We start from the raw sequence: 14,941 nt of genomic DNA, 5'->3' as shown, positions 1-14,941 counted from the left end.
GGCCTATGCCTGACGGAAGGCCGGTCGCCGCCCCTGCCGCCGCGCGGCATGCATTTTCCGAGTCTGCTCTAGATTTTCTTCACGAACTCGGACTTCAGCTTCATCGGCCCGATGCCGTCGATACGGCAGTCGATATCGTGATCACCGCCCACGAGGCGGATGTTCTTCACCTTGGTGCCGACCTTGACCACCTGGGATGTGCCCTTGATCTTCAGGTCCTTGATCACGGTCACCGTATCGCCGTCTGCCAACACGTTGCCGTTGGCATCGCGAAAGACTGGCTCATTCGAGGCGGCTTCTGCCGAAGCGCTCCATTCGTGGCCGCATTCGGGACAAATGAGCATTTGTCCGTCCTCGTAGGTGTAGGGCGAGTTGCAGTTGGGGCAAGGAGGCAGTTCGCTCATCGTTTGGCTCTGAATCCGATTGTGCTGAAATGTGAAAGATTTGCCCGTCGCTTTATCCGCTAGGGAAACGCTTGTCGAGGGCACGAACATGACAATGCCCCGCAGATGGCCGCCACTGGCCGTCTCGGGGCATTGAAAGGGCTTGCTGCCAGCCGGTCTGTAAGCCGGGTTCTGTAGACGGGTTTCCCCGCTGACGACCATTCATCTGGGACGCCCGTTGCCGGACGTCTCGCGCAACCCACCCGGGCGGCCGGTTCGGAAACCAACTGGGCCCGAAGGCCCACGCCGCCCCTATTCGGTTTTGCTCCCGGTGGGGTTTGCCATGCCGTCGCCGTTGCCGGCGGCGCGGTGGGCTCTTACCCCACCTTTTCACCCTTACCCGGGCGGACCCGGGCGGTTCGATCTCTGTGGCACTTTCCCTGGGGTCGCCCCCGCCGGGCGTTACCCGGCACCGTGTTTCCGTGGAGCCCGGACTTTCCTCTCCCGCAGGCTTTCACCTCTCGCGGCAGCGGCCGTCCAACCGGCTGGCGCGCCGGTTAGACATCGGGCCACCGGTCCCCGTCAAGAGACCAGCATCGGTTTGGCAAGGATCAGAGGGACGCGACGTAGCGGTGGACCTTGGCGCAGTAGCTGCGCACCCCCTTCGTCATCCGCTTTGCATAGTGGCCGGCGTTGTAGCGCAGGACCGCGCCACAGGTATCGCCACCGGCCAGACGATAGGCACCCGCCAGATAGGTCATGCCCCAGTGAAGGTTGACATTGGGATCGTAGAGCTTGGACGCCGGCCCCTTGAACCCGAGTCCGCGAGCGGTCGACGGCTTGATCTGCATGAGACCGACGGCACCGGCCCGGCTGCGGGCACGCGGATTGAAGCTGCTCTCCACCTGGACGACCGCCTCGGCGAATTCCACCGGCACGCCCTTCTCGATCGCATGCTTGCGGATCAGCGCCTTCAGGCCGCCCTTGTCGAGCTTGCGCGAAACCGTCTTCACGGACGTCTCAGCGACCTTCTTTTCTGCCTTTTCCGCGACCTTGGCGCTGCCGGACGCTGCGCGGGTCCGCTTGGCGGATTTCTTGGCCACCGTCTTCTCGGCAACCGTCTTCTTGCCGGCCTCCTCGGCGCCGCCGTTTTCCTTTTCAGCCAGTTCGCGCTTGGCGCGGGCGATACGGATCATGTCCAGAATGCTGTGCGGCTTTGCATTCACATCAATTTCGCCGCCTTCATTCACAACCTGCTTTTCTTTGCCATTCGACGTTTGAGCCATTGAATGTGGAGCAAAAACCGTCAAGCCGGAAGCAAATACTGCCGTCGCGACAGCAGAAGAACGTAGGAGTTTTTTAGCCTTCATCCCGTATATCCATTTTGGAGTCCATCTGAAGTGATGCGACCTTCTATGGATCAATTCCGGCAAAAATGGGAAGTAGGAAAAGTATTCTTTCGACTCACGTAGTTTAACGTAATTTAAACGATTAATTACTTTAAAGGGGCGGGCATACTATGAAATTCTGTGTCCAAAAAATGGCGCGAGAAATTGCGGGACGTGTCGATACGTCGGTCTTCAGGCGTTCTGCGGTTTTTCAGCAAGAAGTCTGTAGAGCGTCTCGATCGTCGATTCATCGGCAATGCCGTCGACCCGCTCGGGACGAAAATGGCGCTGGAACGCCTTCACGACAGCCGTTGTCCGATCGTCAAAATAACTGCTGACTTCAATGTCGTAACCATAAAGGGCCAGCATGGCCTGCAAGGCCTCGACCGGCTGGCCGACATCGCCTTGCTGGAAGAATCGGCCGCCGCGAATCGGCGTCGGCGGAACCCAGGCCCCGAGTCCGGCGTTGTATAATTGCCACCATGGAAATTTTTCGCCCGGATCGTCCTTGCGGGTCGGCGCTATGTCGGAATGGGCGAGGATGTCGTTCGGCAGAATATTGTGGCGTGCGACAATCTGCGCCACCAAATCAATGACGGATACGATCTGCGATTGCGGAAATTCGGCATAACCGTGGTCATGGCCCGGGTTGGCAATCTCAATTCCGATGGAACGGGAGTTGATATCGTCCAGACCGCGCCAGCGCGCGACGCCCGCATGCCAGGCGCGGCGCTCCTCGGGCACGAGGCGCAGGACACGCCCATCCTCATGGACGAAATAGTGACTTGAGACCTGCGATCGCGGATCGCATAGCCAGTTGCACGCCTCTTCAGCGCTCGGCATTCCCGTGTAATGCAGGATGACGAACTCGATCCGGGTGCCGGGAGCCCGCTCGCCGTGGTTCGGGGACAGCCGCTCTTCTATCTGCAGCCCCTGCCCCTGCGGCTCGCTCAAACGGCGAATTCCTTCTCGATCCGCTCATAGGCGCCATTGAGAAGGGCCAGCCGTTCGGTCGCAAGACGCACGCATTCGGCCGGCAGGCCGCGCGCTATGAAGCGGTCCGGATGGGTCTCGGCGACGAGCTTCCGATAGTGCCGCTTGATATCTTCCGGATGGCTGCCCTTGGCGATGCCGAGCACGACATAGGGATCCGTCTCGTCCGACTGGATGTGGCGCGACAGGATGCGGTCGAAATGCTCGGCCGGGATCTTGAAGATGGCCGCCACATGCTCAAGGAAAGCGATCTCGTTGTCGTGGATGCCGCCATCCGCGTCGGCGATCATGAAGAGACCGTCGAGGATATCCTCCAGGACCTCCAGATTTCCCGCGTGCATCCGCTCGATACGGGCGGCATAGATGTCGTAGCCGGCGATATCCTGCCTGGCGAGATTGAAGAGCCGCGCGACGTTGCGCTCCTCATTCTCCGGCACGACGAAGATCCGTCGGAAGACGGCGATCTCCGCCTCCGTCACCGCACCGTCGGCTTTCGCCATCTTGGCGGCCAGTGCGATCATCGACACAGTGAAGGCGACCTGGCGGCGAGCCTCGCCGCCGAAGGTCTCCCGGACGATCTTCACGACATGGTCGATCAGCGCGCCAACGGTTTCACCCACCTGAAGACGGTCGAGAAGTTCGGAGAGATAGGACCAGAGAGTCATTGCTCTGCCATCGTATGCGAGAGAGGTTGCACTTCCAAGAAAGGTCGCATCGATTTCTTCGCCATTCTTGGAAAAATCGCCTCCGAATTTGCGCAAGTGATTGACGGGACCTCACCGCGTTGCGAACAAACGGCAGGATCTGGATCGAGTCGACATGCGATCCGCCAACGATCCTGATGCCTTGGGAGAAAATCCGATGAGTGATTCCGCCGCCGGCACATGGGACTTCTGGATCGACCGTGGCGGCACCTTCACCGACATCGTCGGCCGAAAGCCGGACGGGTCGCTCGTCGCGCACAAGCTGTTGTCAGAAAACCCCGAAGCCTACCGGGATGCCGCAGTGCAGGGCATTCGCGACCTTCTGGGCGTGGCTAACGGAGAGGCCATCACCGCGGGCCGGATCGGCACCGTCAAGATGGGAACGACCGTCGCAACCAACGCCTTGCTGGAACGCAAGGGCGAGCGCACGGCCCTCCTTGTCACGCGCGGTTTTCGCGATGCGCTGGAGATCGGCTATCAGGCGCGGCCCGACATTTTCGCCCGCAACATCATCAAGCCCGAACTGCTCTACGACCGTGTCGTCGAGGTGGTCGAGCGCGTTCGCTCGGATGGCACGGTTGAAATCACGCCGGACGCGGTCGTCGTCGCCAGCCAGCTCCAGGGTTTGCGGGACGCCGGCTACAACGCCATCGCCATCGTCTTCATGCATGCCTATGCCTATCCGGAGCACGAGCGCCTCGTCGCCGCGATCGCCCGGTCCATGGAATTTTCGCAGGTCTCCGTCAGCCACGAGGTTTCGCCTCTGATGAAGCTCGTCGGGCGGGGCGACACGACGGTGGTCGATGCCTATCTCTCCCCCATCCTCCGGCGCTATGTGAACCAGGTCGCCGAGGACCTCGGATCGACGGGCAGCGCGGATGGCGCCGTTCACAATGGCCCGCGCCTGATGTTCATGATGTCGTCGGGCGGCCTGACGGCAGCCGATCTGTTCCAGGGCAAGGATGCGATCCTGTCGGGCCCGGCCGGCGGCGTCGTCGGTGCGGTCCAGACCTCCCGCATCGCCGGCTTCGACAAGATGATCGGCTTCGACATGGGCGGCACGTCCACCGACGTCTCGCATTATGACGGAGAATACGAGCGCGCCTTCGAGACGGAGGTCGCGGGCGTGCGCATGCGTGCGCCGATGATGCGTATCCACACGGTGGCGGCCGGCGGCGGATCGATCCTGCATTTCGAGGACGGGCGCTACCAGGCCGGTCCCGATTCGGCCGGCGCCGATCCGGGGCCGCGCTGCTACCGCCGTGGCGGACCGCTCACCGTGACCGACGCAAACGTCATGCTTGGCAAGCTGAAGCCGGAGTTGTTTCCCGCGATCTTCGGCCCGAACCAGGACCAGCCGCTCGATGCGGATGCCGTGCGCGCCGCCTTCGTGGAGATGGCCAAGACCATCGATGACGGTCGCAGCCCGGAAGAGATCGCAGAGGGTTTCCTGACCATCGCGGTCGAGAACATGGCGAATGCGGTCAAGAAGATCTCGGTCCAGCGCGGCTACGACGTTTCCGACTATGTGCTGACCTGCTTCGGCGGCGCCGGCGGACAGCACGCCTGTCTCGTCGCCGACGCGCTCGGCATGCGCAAGGTTCTGATCCACCCCTTCTCCGGCATCCTCTCCGCCTATGGCATGGGGCTCGCCGCGATCAGCGCGACACGGTCCAAGGCCGTGGTCGCGCCCTTCACGGAGCAGAACCTGCCGGCCGCGAATGCGCTCATCGAAGCGCTGCACGAAGAGGTCACGGACGAACTCGGCCTGCAGGGCGTTTCGGTCAGCGATATCCGCTGGTTGCCGACCGCCCATCTGCGCTACGACGGCACCGACACGACGCTGCCCGTGCCCTTCGCCGACCGCGACATCCCGGCCGCGATCGCCGAGTTCGAGCGCCGGCACAAGAGCCAGTTCGGCTTCATCTTCAAGGGCAAGTCGATCGTTCTGGAATCGATCGAAGTCTCGGCCGAGGACGCCCGCGATCAGGGGCGCGCCGAAGCCGCCCTGCCGCTTACCCACGAGTTGGCCGAATCCCAGTCATCCGGGGCCTTCTTCTCGGGCGGCGAATGGGCCGATGCCCCCATCCACCGGCGCGCCGAACTTCATCCTGGTCAGACGGTTGTCGGACCGGCGCTGCTCATCGAGCCGCACCAGACCATTGTCGTCGAACCGGAGTGGCGGGCGGAAATCACCGCGCTCGATCATGTACTGCTGACGCGCCCGTTGGCGAAGTCCCGGACGGCGGCCATCGGCACGGCGGCGGATCCGGTCATGCTGGAGGTCTTCAACAACCTCTTCATGTCGATTGCCGAGCAGATGGGCGTGACGCTGCAGAACACGGCCTACTCGGTCAACATCAAGGAGCGGCTCGATTTCTCCTGCGCCGTCTTCGACGAGGACGGCCATCTCGTCGCCAATGCCCCGCACATGCCGGTCCACCTCGGGTCCATGGACCGCTCGGTGGAAACGATCATCCGCCTCAACGCCGGCAAGATCGTGCCGGGGGATGTCTTTGCCCTCAACGCCCCCTACAACGGCGGAACGCACCTGCCGGACATCACCGTGGTGACGCCGGTTTTCGACGACGCGCGCGAGAAGATCATCTTCTGGGTCGCGAGCCGTGGCCACCACGCCGACGTCGGCGGCTCCGCGCCCGGCTCCATGACGCCGCTCGCGACGAATGTCGATGAGGAAGGCGTGCTCATCGACAATTTCAAGCTGGTGGACGGCGCCGACGACGGTCGCTTCCGCGAGGAAGAGCTCGAGGACCTGCTGACCAACCATCCGTTCCCGGTGCGCAACGTGACCCAGAATGTCGCTGATCTGCGGGCCCAGATCGCGGCCAACGAGCGCGGCGTCGCGGAACTGCGCAAGATGGTGACGCAGTTCACCCTGCCGGTCGTGCAGGCCTATATGGGGCATGTTCAGGACAACGCGGAGGAAAGCGTCCGACGCGTGATCGATGCCCTGAAGGACTCCGAATTCGAGTATCCGACGGACCAGGGCGCCGTGATCAAGGTGCGCATCACGGTCGACAAGGCGGCGCGCAGCGCCCGCGTCGACTTCACCGGCACCAGCCCGCAGCAACCGACCAATTTCAACGCGCCCGAGCCGGTGACCCGTGCGGCCGTGCTCTACTGCTTCCGCCTGATGGTGGATGGCAACATCCCGATGAATGCCGGCTGCCTGAGGCCCATCGAGATCGACGTGCCGGATGGCTCGATGCTGAAGCCGGCCTATCCGGCGGCGGTCGTCGCCGGAAACGTGGAGACCAGCCAGCATGTGACCAACGCGCTGCTGGCCGCCCTTGGCGCGCTGGCGCCGGCACAGGGCACGATGAACAACCTGACCTTCGGCAACAACCGCCATCAATATTACGAGACGATCTGCTCCGGCGCCCCGGCGGGACCTGGGTTCAACGGCGTCGACGGCGTTCACACACACATGACCAACTCGCGCCTCACCGACCCGGAGGTGCTGGAATTCCGCTTTCCGGTGCTGCTGGAGGATTTCCATATCCGCCGAGGTTCGGGCGGACACGGACGCTGGTCGGCCGGCGGCGGCACGGAGCGGCGTATCCGATTCCTGGAGGAGATGGACTGCGCCCTCCTCTCCTCGCACCGCATCATTCCCCCGCCCGGTATCTTCGACGGACACCCAGGGGAACTGGGTGCTGCCTTCGTGCGTCACCTAAATGACACAGTGGAGAAGCTTTCGGGCTGCGCGCAGACGACGATTCTTGCGGGCGAAGCGGTAATCATCCGCACACCGACCGGTGGCGGGTACGATGCGCCGTGACTTCATCCGTTTTGGACAGGCCGCAAAGTGGAAAACACCGAATTAATCCAATTTTCGAAAAGTTAGAAGTTGAAAACGCTAAGTTCAATCGTCGCATTGCCAGCGAGCCCAAACTGCCGCAAAAATGTCCATGTTTAGAGAAAATGAAAACACTCGGAACGCACAGTGATTTTCAGGCGTTATCCGAACATTGCCTAGTTGCGTGAGGATACAATGGACCACACGAAGACAATCATCGCAGAAGCGGTGTGCAGCTATCCGCTTAGCTCCAGCACGGAGTGGGCGCGTCGTTTCGGCCAGGAAGCCGGCGTTGAATTCGACCATATCGAGACCAACCCCACCTCCTTTTCGATTCACGATTATCTTTTCGAAGGCAACGCACAGGTTTACGTGCGGCACTGCGACACGAATGCCTCCGAGCCGGTCAAGGCCAAGGTCTTCGGCCGTTGTGACGGGCGTCGGGCTCAACTCGACCGCTTCGTCTTCGACCGTTCCTGAGGCGCCCGGTCCAGCCGCCTGACGGTCTGGAACCTGGAACCTCGGCCGGGACGCTCTATTCCCAGCGCATCCGCGCTGGAAGGCGTTCGTCTGCGGCCCTTGATTGGCACAAGCGCGACTGCTCTGTCACGGCAGCCGTGACAGACAGACGGATTTGCGAAAATCGTGCGCGACGGGCGTGACCCAAAAGTCCGCTCGTCTCCCACGGTTGGCTGCGATTGATCTTATTGTTTGGATTTTTGGGTGTCGGCAGTGATGTCCGCCGAACACCTTGTCGCTTGGTTTTTTTATTCTGCCCTAGCGATCACGCCCCGCAGGACGCTTCAGGACTCTTGGCTCCGCACCTAGATGGCGCCAAGCACGATTGCACCGACAAAGAGAAATGCGGCGCAGACACACAGAACATTCAGGCTTTTTGTCATTGTCACGGGGACCTCTCCCTTTGCTCCGCTTGTTCTGACCGCCGCACTCTAGTCGCATTTACCATCAAAGCGAAGCAAATGTTTAGTTGCAGCGCAGCATCCCCGGCTAAGGTTCCCGCCCCCGGGACAATCTGAAATATTCAAGTCAAATCCGCTATTTGCGTGCCATTTGTAATTCCAGCCAATGAGCGGCCCTTAAGGCCATGTCATCACTGCCAAATCTGGATACAACCTGAAGTCCTAAAGGGAGTCCTGCGGACGTGTGCATGCCGGGGACGCTGACCGTGGGCGCACCGATCAACGTGAAAAGGCGATTGAACGCCGGGTTGCCGGTTGCCTCCAGGCCGGCGGGCGCTGCGCCCGGCGCGGAGGGACACAGGATGACATCGAAAGCCTCGAAAATGTCGTCGAAACGCCGGCGTCCACGATGGGCGATCGAGCGGGCGGCGTCGTAATCGGCAACAGAAATGGCTCCACCTGCAGCGAGCGCCTCCCTCATCCGTGGGGACAGCGCGTCGCCGTGGTGGTCGAACTCATAGGCCAGCGCGAGCGCCGCCTCGTGGTTCATGATCACCGGATGAGCGTTGTCGGCCGCGATCAGCGCCGGGTCGAAGGCGAAGTCGACGATCGTCGCACCGGCCGCTTCGGCGATCCGGGCGGCCTCATCCAGCGCGCCCAGCATCTCGGCGTCGGCCTCGACCGAGAAGCCGGATCTCAGGACAGCGACCCTCGGCGCGGCCGCGTCGGCATCCCCGAGGTGAAACTCCCGGCCGGAAATCGCAGAGAGCACGAAAGCGCAATCCGCCACGCTTGCCGCGAAAACGCCGACCGTGTCGAGATTCCAGGAGAAGGTCTTCAGCCCGACCGTCGGCAGGATCCGGTAGGAGGGCTTGAAGCCGGCAATGCCGCAGAAGGAGGCGGGCCGGATGGTCGAGCCGGCCGTCTGGGTGCCAAAGGCGAATGGCAGCATGCCGGCGGCCACCGCTGCCGCCGAGCCCGAGGATGAACCGCCGGGCGTATGGGCCGTGTTGTGCGGATTGCGCGTGATCGTCGGCTGCAGGAAGGCAAACTCCGTGGTCCGCGTCTTGGCAACGGCAACGCCGCCCGCCCGCGCCGTCATCGAGACGACAGAGGCGTCCGCCTTCGGGCGATAGCCGTCGTAGATCGGCGAGCCGTAGGTGGTCGGCATCTCGGCCGTGTCGAAGATGTCCTTCACGCCATAGGGCAGTCCGCGCAGCGGGCCGTGCACGTTGTCGGGCGTCTTCAGCCGCTGCCAATCGATGAAGGCGCAGGCTTCGATTTCCGGCTCCTTGGCCTCGATGGTTTCGGCCACCTGACGATAGAGCCCGGCAAGGTCCAGGGTGCCATTGTCCAGCCGCGTGACGAGATCGAGAACCGAAAGCATGAAACCTCCTCCAATCGAGAGCCGCATACTCAATCGTTGGTTCCGTGCTTTGGCAAGCCCTTGCGCGACTTGCCGATCGCGGCGACCTTTGCGACAACCGGGTGCCGAGCGACGAGGAGCTGATTCCCCATGGAGCATTTTGCCAGCGCCCGCGAGATGACCCTTTCGGAGCGACCGGACGAACCGGTCTACTGCTTCCGGCCGAAAGTGCTCGAGGCAGACGCGCGCCACTTCATGAGCGAGTTTCCCGGCAAGACCGCCTATGCGGTGAAGACCAACGGCGAGCCCTTCGTTCTGGAAGCTCTGAGCCGAATCGGCATTTCCTGTTTCGACGTCGCCTCGCCCGCGGAATTCGCCGCCGTGCGCGCCGTATCGCCAAAGGCCGAACTGCTCTACATGCACCCCGTGAAGGCACAGTCCGACATCCGCCTCGCGCTGGAGCACTATCGAATCCGTGTCATGGCCGTGGACCACGAGGACGAGGTCGCGAAGATCCTGCGCATCGTGCGGGCGCTCGATATCGACCCCGCCACCATCACGCTCTTCGTTCGGCTGCAGACCAAGGGCCATGCGGCCTACGAACTTTCCAAGAAATTCGGCGCCGCGCCGGCCCATGCGGTGGAACTTTTGCAGCGGATCGACGGCATCGGCTTTCGCTGCGGCCTGTGTTTCCATGTCGGCAGCCAGATCGAGGAGCCGGACACCTACGAGCGGGCGCTCGGATCCGCGGCCTGGGTGCGCTCACGGGCCGGTGTCGAACTCGTCGGCCTCGACGTCGGCGGCGGATTTCCTGCGGTCTACGGGCAAGACCCGCGCCGCAAGGTGGTGAAAATGCCATCCCTCGACGAGATCATGGCCCAGCTTCGCCACGATATCGACGACTGGGGCTTTTCCGATCTGCCGCTCGTCGCGGAGCCGGGCCGCGTGGTCGTCGCGCATTCCATCTCGCTGGTCGTGCGGGTGCTGCTGAAAAAGGGTCGCCGCCTTTACATCAATGATGGAATCTGGGCCTCGCTGTCGGATTCCTGGACCGGCAAGATCACCCTACCCGCGCGGCTCATTCCCGACCCGGCGCGGAAGCGACGCACCGGCAAGGATGAGACCATCGTGCCGTTCAAGGTGTGCGGGGCGACCTGCGATTCGGTCGATATTCTCTCGCGTCCCTTCTGGCTGCCGGAAACGGTGGAGACGGGCGACTGGATCGAGATCGGCCATATCGGGGCCTATTCGCTGTCGCTGCGCACGCGGTTCAACGGTTTCTATCCGAACCGCGTCGTCGAAGTGGACACCTCCTTCGACGAGGAGACGGGCCTGCTCGGTCTGGCGTCGCTGGAGACCATGTCGGACTGAGCGGCATTGATGGCGCTTATGGCCGTCATAAGGCGATGGCCGTTCATTCCATGCGGCGATCGCGATAGTCTGCCGGACAACACGCTCCACCTTGGAAAGTTGCCTGCATCATGCACTCTCCCAAGCCTGCGGTGACCGTCCGGGCCTCGAGCGAGGCAGACATGGCGGCCGCTGCCGACATCTACGCCCACCACGTGCTCCACGGCCTTGCGAGCTTTGAAGAAGTGCCGCCCACGCTCGGCGACATGGTGAGCCGCCGCACCAGCGTTCTGGCGGCGGGCCTGCCCTATCTCGTCGCTGAGATGGACGGCGCGGTCGTCGGCTACGCCTATGCGGGCCCGTATCGGCCGCGGCCGGCCTATCGCTATACGGTGGAAAACTCGGTCTATGTGCGCGATGGCCTCGGCGGCCACGGCATCGGCAGCGCGCTCCTCGGCGCGTTGATTGCGGAGTGCGAGAAAGGGCCCTGGCGGCAGATGCTCGCCGTCATCGGCAACAGCGAGAATGCGGCCTCGATCGGGCTTCACCAGCGGATGGGATTTCGCCACGCCGGCACCTTCACCTCGGTCGGGTTCAAATTCGGCCGTTGGGTGGACAGCGTGCTGATGCAGCGACCGCTCGGCCCCGGCGACACGACGCTTCCCGATCCCCGCTGACGACTGACCTTATACCTCGTTCGCCGCGCGAATCTCGGCCGCCAGTTTCCCGACGGGTTCGGCGGCGTCGAGCCGGGTCCATTCCATGACGCCAAGGTCATGGGTCAACTGACCCTCGAGGACCTTCACATCGGCGTCGGACGCACCCTTGACCCGCGCCCCGACACGCTCGCGCAGGAGGTCCGGGCTTGCGTCCAGCCAGAAGCCGGCGAAGGGGATGTTGACCGCCTTCACGGCCCCTTCGATGGCCGCGCGCAACTCGGGACGGTCGTAGACGGCGTTGGCGACGACAGAGGTGCCGGCAGCGGCAATCCCGACGGCACCGGCCGTGATCGTCTCGTAGACCTTGCGGGAGACCTCCGGCTCATAGGCTTCCGGCGGCAGCTTCGTTTCTGCGGCCACGTCGAACATCGCCTTGCGAATGCAATCGCTTTCCAGAATGCGGGCGCCCGGAGGCGATCCGACGAATGGCGCCACGGCTTCGGCGACCGTTGACTTGCCGGAGCCGCTGAGCCCGCCGATGGCGACGACATGCGGAGGGGCTTCTTGCAGCAGGGTCCTGGCAAGGTCGTAGTAGTCCCGCGCCATTGCCGTCAGGGCCGGAACGTCGCCAGCGCCTTCTTCCGCCTGAGTCGCGGTCACGTGAGCCCGGACGGCCGCCCTCAACGCCATGAAGAAGCCGACGAGCGGCAGGCCGTCGTCGTCGCCGGTCCGGTCGAGATAGCGGTTGAGGAGACGGTTGGCGAGACCGGGCAGATCGCGGTGCCAGAGGTCCATCAGCAGATAGGCGAGATCGTAGAGAACATCGACGGTTGCGATCTGGTCGTTGAACTCGATGCAGTCGAAAAGGCGCGGCTTGCCGTCAAGGAGGCAGATGTTGCGCAGATGCAGGTCGCCATGACAGACGCGGATGCGCCCGCCCTGCCCACGCTGATCCATCAGTGCGGCATGGCGCGCATGGGCCTTTCGGAAGCGGGCGTGAAAATCGGCGAGTTCGGCATCGGAGAACACATGGCTCGTCGCAAACCCGGCTTTGTTGATATCGAGCACGCCGGCGATATTGGCGGCTCCGCCGTCGCCGCCCAGGGGCGCCGTGTCATGAAAGTTCGCGATTTCATCCCCAAGCTCGTCAATGAGGCGCGGCGTCAGCCGCCCCTCCGCCGCCATGCGGTCAAAGAGGTTCTTCTGGTCGAAGCGACGCATCTCCACGACCGCGTCGACGAGGTCTCCCGTTCCGTCGAAAACGAGTGTCCCATCCGGCTCGCGGGTGATCCTTATGGCGCCGAGATAAAGACCGGGAGCAGTCTTGCCGTTGCGCTCGACCTCCTTGCGGCAGACGTCCAAGCGCTTTTCCGGCGTCGAGAAATCCGCATAGGGCAGCTTGACGGCCCGCTTCACCTTGAAGACACGTTCGCCGGCCAGAACGATGATCGAGATATGGGTTTCGATCTTCTCCGCCGGCGAGTAGGCACCATGCGCCTTGTCCGACATAAGGAAGGCGATCACGGGGCTCTGGTCTTCTACGATCATGCCGGGACTCTCGTCGGAAATGTGTCGGGTCGCACAGGTAAGCGCCGCGTGGCGCGTCAACCTTCTTGGTACACGACCAACGCCGACCGGCCATGACGTGGATCAGCTTGCGGCCGCGATCCATCGTCAGTCAGGTTGTCAGGGAACCAGCACCGCTGCGCCCTGGAAGCGGCCGGCGCGAAGGTCGTCGAGGGCTTCGTTGGCCTTTTCCAGAGGATAGACCGTCGTTGTCGTCCGGACGCCGGCCTTGGGCGCAATCTCCAGGAATTCGATGGCATCCTGGCGAGTGAGATTGGCGACGGATCTGACTTGTCGCTCCTCCCACAGGATCCGATAGGGAAACTGGGGAATGTCGGACATGTAGATGCCGCCGCAGACGACGGTCCCGCCCTTGCGCACGGCCTTCAAGGCGGCCGGCACGAGGTCGCCGACCGGCGCGAAGATGATGGCCGCATCCAGCAGTTCTGGAGGGCTTTCATCGGACCCACCGGCCCAGACCGCACCAAGCGCACGGGCGTGATCCATCGCCGACTCGTCGCCTGGACGCGCAAAGGCGTAGACCTCACGTCCCTGCCAGATACAGACCTGCGCGATGATGTGGGCCGCGGCCCCGAAGCCGTAGAGGCCGATACGCTTGCCGTTTCCGGCCATCCTGAGAGAGCGCCAGCCTATGAGTCCTGCGCACATCAAGGGCGCCGCGGCAACCGGATCGTCGAATCCGTCCATCGGAAAGGCAAAGGCGGCGTCGGCGATGACATGCGTCGCGAAGCCGCCGTCGCGCGTATAGCCGGTGAAGGCGGGCTCGTCGCAGAGGTTTTCCTGGCCGGAGCAGCAATAGGGACAGGTTCCGCAGGTGTGGCCGAGCCAGGGAATCCCAACACGCATGCCGAGGTCGTGGTCGGAGACGCCCTCTCCGACCTGATCGACGATGCCGACGATCTCGTGACCGGGGACGACAGGGTGACCGAGATACGGCAGATCGCCGTCGACCACATGAAGGTCGGTCCGGCAGACGGCGCAGGCTTCGACGCGAACCCGGATTTCTCCGGGACCAGGAACCGGATCGGGTCTTTCCTCCATGTTCAGAGGCGTTTTCGGCCTTGCAAGCACCATGGCCCTCATTGCCCGCGACCCTTCCGCTGTTCGCAATCCCGATAGCGGCGAGCATACTCCATCCGCCTGCCGGAACGATGGTTTCCGGCTACGAGCAACTACGGACCGATGGGATGAAGGACGGCGAGTCCGATAAGGCGCTCAGCACACGAGACGCAGCGAGGGCGCTTCAGGCGAAACGTCGCAGGACGTTGTCGCGAAACTGGCGAAGGCTTTTCCTGACCTTGGGAACGTAATGTTCCAGCGGCAGAGCATTTCGCTCGACGGTGGGGTATTTGCCGCGAAGATTGACCAGATAGTAGTCACCCGGTGACCGGGCCTTCGCCAGGCCTTCGACCTGCCCGACGGGCACATCCGCAAGGCGTCTGACCTTGCCGTTCCGGAAATTCAGAGTCAGTTCGTTGCGGGCGTAGTCGTAGAACATCGACTTGATCACTCGGGAGTTGACTCTGATCTGCTCCATAGTGCCGCTCCTTTGGAAACACGAACCGAAGACGAACCTCGCAATTTTCCGGCCACTCGGGATTTTGCCGGTACCGGCCCGCCTCAGGCCGGTACGAAGGATCGCGGAATGCTCACCCGATCCCGGAACAGAAAATCCAGAACGCCGTTCAAAAAGGTAACCTGGTCTGGTGCTCGATCCGGCATGACGCCCGCAACCGCTGCCCGACTTGCCTCTCGTCGGCCACCCTTCGGT

The 14,941-nt window shown here is 63.0% G+C and carries 12 protein-coding genes and 1 other RNA gene; 4 read left to right on the top strand and 9 right to left on the bottom strand.

Translation table 11 applies throughout. The features are described from left to right. Positions 1-68 precede the first annotated feature (68 nt). The 5 genes from HDIA_RS11025 to HDIA_RS11005 all read right to left on the bottom strand — a co-directional run bounded on the left by HDIA_RS11025 (position 69) and on the right by HDIA_RS11005 (position 3,429). Complete coding sequence (locus HDIA_RS11025) at positions 69-404, bottom strand: zinc ribbon domain-containing protein YjdM (protein ID WP_099556205.1); 336 nt, start codon at positions 402-404, stop codon at positions 69-71. Positions 405-548: 144 nt separating this feature from the next. Next, positions 549-932, bottom strand: an RNA gene (gene rnpB / locus HDIA_RS11020) — RNase P RNA component class A. Between the two features lie 62 nt (positions 933-994). After that, the gene (locus HDIA_RS11015; RefSeq protein WP_245884241.1) at positions 995-1,753 is read right to left on the bottom strand and encodes a lytic transglycosylase domain-containing protein; all 759 of its coding nucleotides are present in this window, start codon (positions 1,751-1,753) and stop codon (positions 995-997) included. Between the two features lie 210 nt (positions 1,754-1,963). Next, the gene (locus tag HDIA_RS11010; protein WP_245884240.1) at positions 1,964-2,725 is read right to left on the bottom strand and encodes an N-acetylmuramoyl-L-alanine amidase; all 762 of its coding nucleotides are present in this window, start codon (positions 2,723-2,725) and stop codon (positions 1,964-1,966) included. Next, positions 2,722-3,429, bottom strand: coding sequence for a TerB family tellurite resistance protein (locus HDIA_RS11005; RefSeq protein ID WP_099558842.1), 708 nt, complete (start codon positions 3,427-3,429; stop codon positions 2,722-2,724). Before HDIA_RS11005 ends, HDIA_RS11010 begins: the two co-directional genes overlap by 4 nt. A 196-nt stretch (positions 3,430-3,625) precedes the next feature. Here HDIA_RS11005 and HDIA_RS11000 point away from each other — a divergent pair, with 196 nt between their 5' ends. Further along, complete coding sequence (locus tag HDIA_RS11000) at positions 3,626-7,270, top strand: hydantoinase B/oxoprolinase family protein (protein WP_099556204.1); 3,645 nt, start codon at positions 3,626-3,628, stop codon at positions 7,268-7,270. A gap of 213 nt (positions 7,271-7,483) precedes the next feature. After that, positions 7,484-7,768, top strand: coding sequence for a hypothetical protein (locus HDIA_RS10995; protein ID WP_099556203.1), 285 nt, complete (start codon positions 7,484-7,486; stop codon positions 7,766-7,768). A gap of 576 nt (positions 7,769-8,344) precedes the next feature. Here HDIA_RS10995 and HDIA_RS10990 read toward each other — a convergent pair. Next, positions 8,345-9,595, bottom strand: coding sequence for an amidase (locus HDIA_RS10990; protein ID WP_099556202.1), 1,251 nt, complete (start codon positions 9,593-9,595; stop codon positions 8,345-8,347). 129 nt (positions 9,596-9,724) lie between these two features. Here HDIA_RS10990 and HDIA_RS10985 point away from each other — a divergent pair, with 129 nt between their 5' ends. Continuing rightward, positions 9,725-10,945 carry an alanine racemase gene (locus HDIA_RS10985; protein WP_099556201.1) on the top strand — a complete coding sequence of 407 codons (1,221 nt, stop codon included), beginning with the start codon at positions 9,725-9,727 and terminating at the stop codon, positions 10,943-10,945. 110 nt (positions 10,946-11,055) lie between these two features. After that, a complete protein-coding gene (locus HDIA_RS10980) occupies positions 11,056-11,601 on the top strand; it encodes a GNAT family N-acetyltransferase (protein WP_099556200.1) in 546 nt (181 codons plus the stop codon). A gap of 9 nt (positions 11,602-11,610) precedes the next feature. Here the strand turns inward: HDIA_RS10980 and HDIA_RS10975 are convergent, their stop codons facing one another. The 3 genes from HDIA_RS10975 to HDIA_RS25320 form a co-directional block, all read right to left on the bottom strand. Then, positions 11,611-13,131, bottom strand: a complete 1,521-nt coding sequence (locus HDIA_RS10975) for a bifunctional aminoglycoside phosphotransferase/ATP-binding protein (RefSeq protein WP_099556199.1) — start codon at positions 13,129-13,131, stop codon at positions 11,611-11,613. Between the two features lie 138 nt (positions 13,132-13,269). Continuing rightward, complete coding sequence (locus HDIA_RS10970) at positions 13,270-14,253, bottom strand: zinc-dependent alcohol dehydrogenase family protein (protein ID WP_099556198.1); 984 nt, start codon at positions 14,251-14,253, stop codon at positions 13,270-13,272. A 160-nt stretch (positions 14,254-14,413) separates the two neighbouring features. After that, entirely contained in the window at positions 14,414-14,707 is a 294-nt protein-coding gene (locus HDIA_RS25320; protein ID WP_157775501.1) for a KTSC domain-containing protein, read from the bottom strand. Positions 14,708-14,941: the final 234 nt, after the last annotated feature.

Origin of the sequence: Hartmannibacter diazotrophicus (genome assembly GCF_900231165.1) — a bacterium.
GTDB classification, from domain to species: Bacteria; Pseudomonadota; Alphaproteobacteria; order Rhizobiales; family Pleomorphomonadaceae; genus Hartmannibacter; species Hartmannibacter diazotrophicus.
This window is presented reverse-complemented; position numbering and strand designations above follow the sequence as displayed.

Bases quoted from the DNA above. Each gene is read 5' to 3' on its own strand.
- HDIA_RS11025 (WP_099556205.1), bottom strand. From the start codon at position 404: ATGAGCGAACTGCCTCCTTGCCCCAACTGCAACTCGCCCTACACCTAC.
- HDIA_RS11015 (WP_245884241.1), bottom strand. From the start codon at position 1,753: ATGAAGGCTAAAAAACTCCTACGTTCTTCTGCTGTCGCGACGGCAGTA.
- HDIA_RS11005 (WP_099558842.1), bottom strand. From the start codon at position 3,429: ATGACTCTCTGGTCCTATCTCTCCGAACTTCTCGACCGTCTTCAGGTG.
- HDIA_RS11000 (WP_099556204.1), top strand. From the start codon at position 3,626: ATGAGTGATTCCGCCGCCGGCACATGGGACTTCTGGATCGACCGTGGC.
- HDIA_RS10995 (WP_099556203.1), top strand. From the start codon at position 7,484: ATGGACCACACGAAGACAATCATCGCAGAAGCGGTGTGCAGCTATCCG.
- HDIA_RS10990 (WP_099556202.1), bottom strand. From the start codon at position 9,595: ATGCTTTCGGTTCTCGATCTCGTCACGCGGCTGGACAATGGCACCCTG.
- HDIA_RS10985 (WP_099556201.1), top strand. From the start codon at position 9,725: ATGGAGCATTTTGCCAGCGCCCGCGAGATGACCCTTTCGGAGCGACCG.
- HDIA_RS10980 (WP_099556200.1), top strand. From the start codon at position 11,056: ATGCACTCTCCCAAGCCTGCGGTGACCGTCCGGGCCTCGAGCGAGGCA.
- HDIA_RS10975 (WP_099556199.1), bottom strand. From the start codon at position 13,131: ATGATCGTAGAAGACCAGAGCCCCGTGATCGCCTTCCTTATGTCGGAC.
- HDIA_RS10970 (WP_099556198.1), bottom strand. From the start codon at position 14,253: ATGAGGGCCATGGTGCTTGCAAGGCCGAAAACGCCTCTGAACATGGAG.
- HDIA_RS25320 (WP_157775501.1), bottom strand. From the start codon at position 14,707: ATGGAGCAGATCAGAGTCAACTCCCGAGTGATCAAGTCGATGTTCTAC.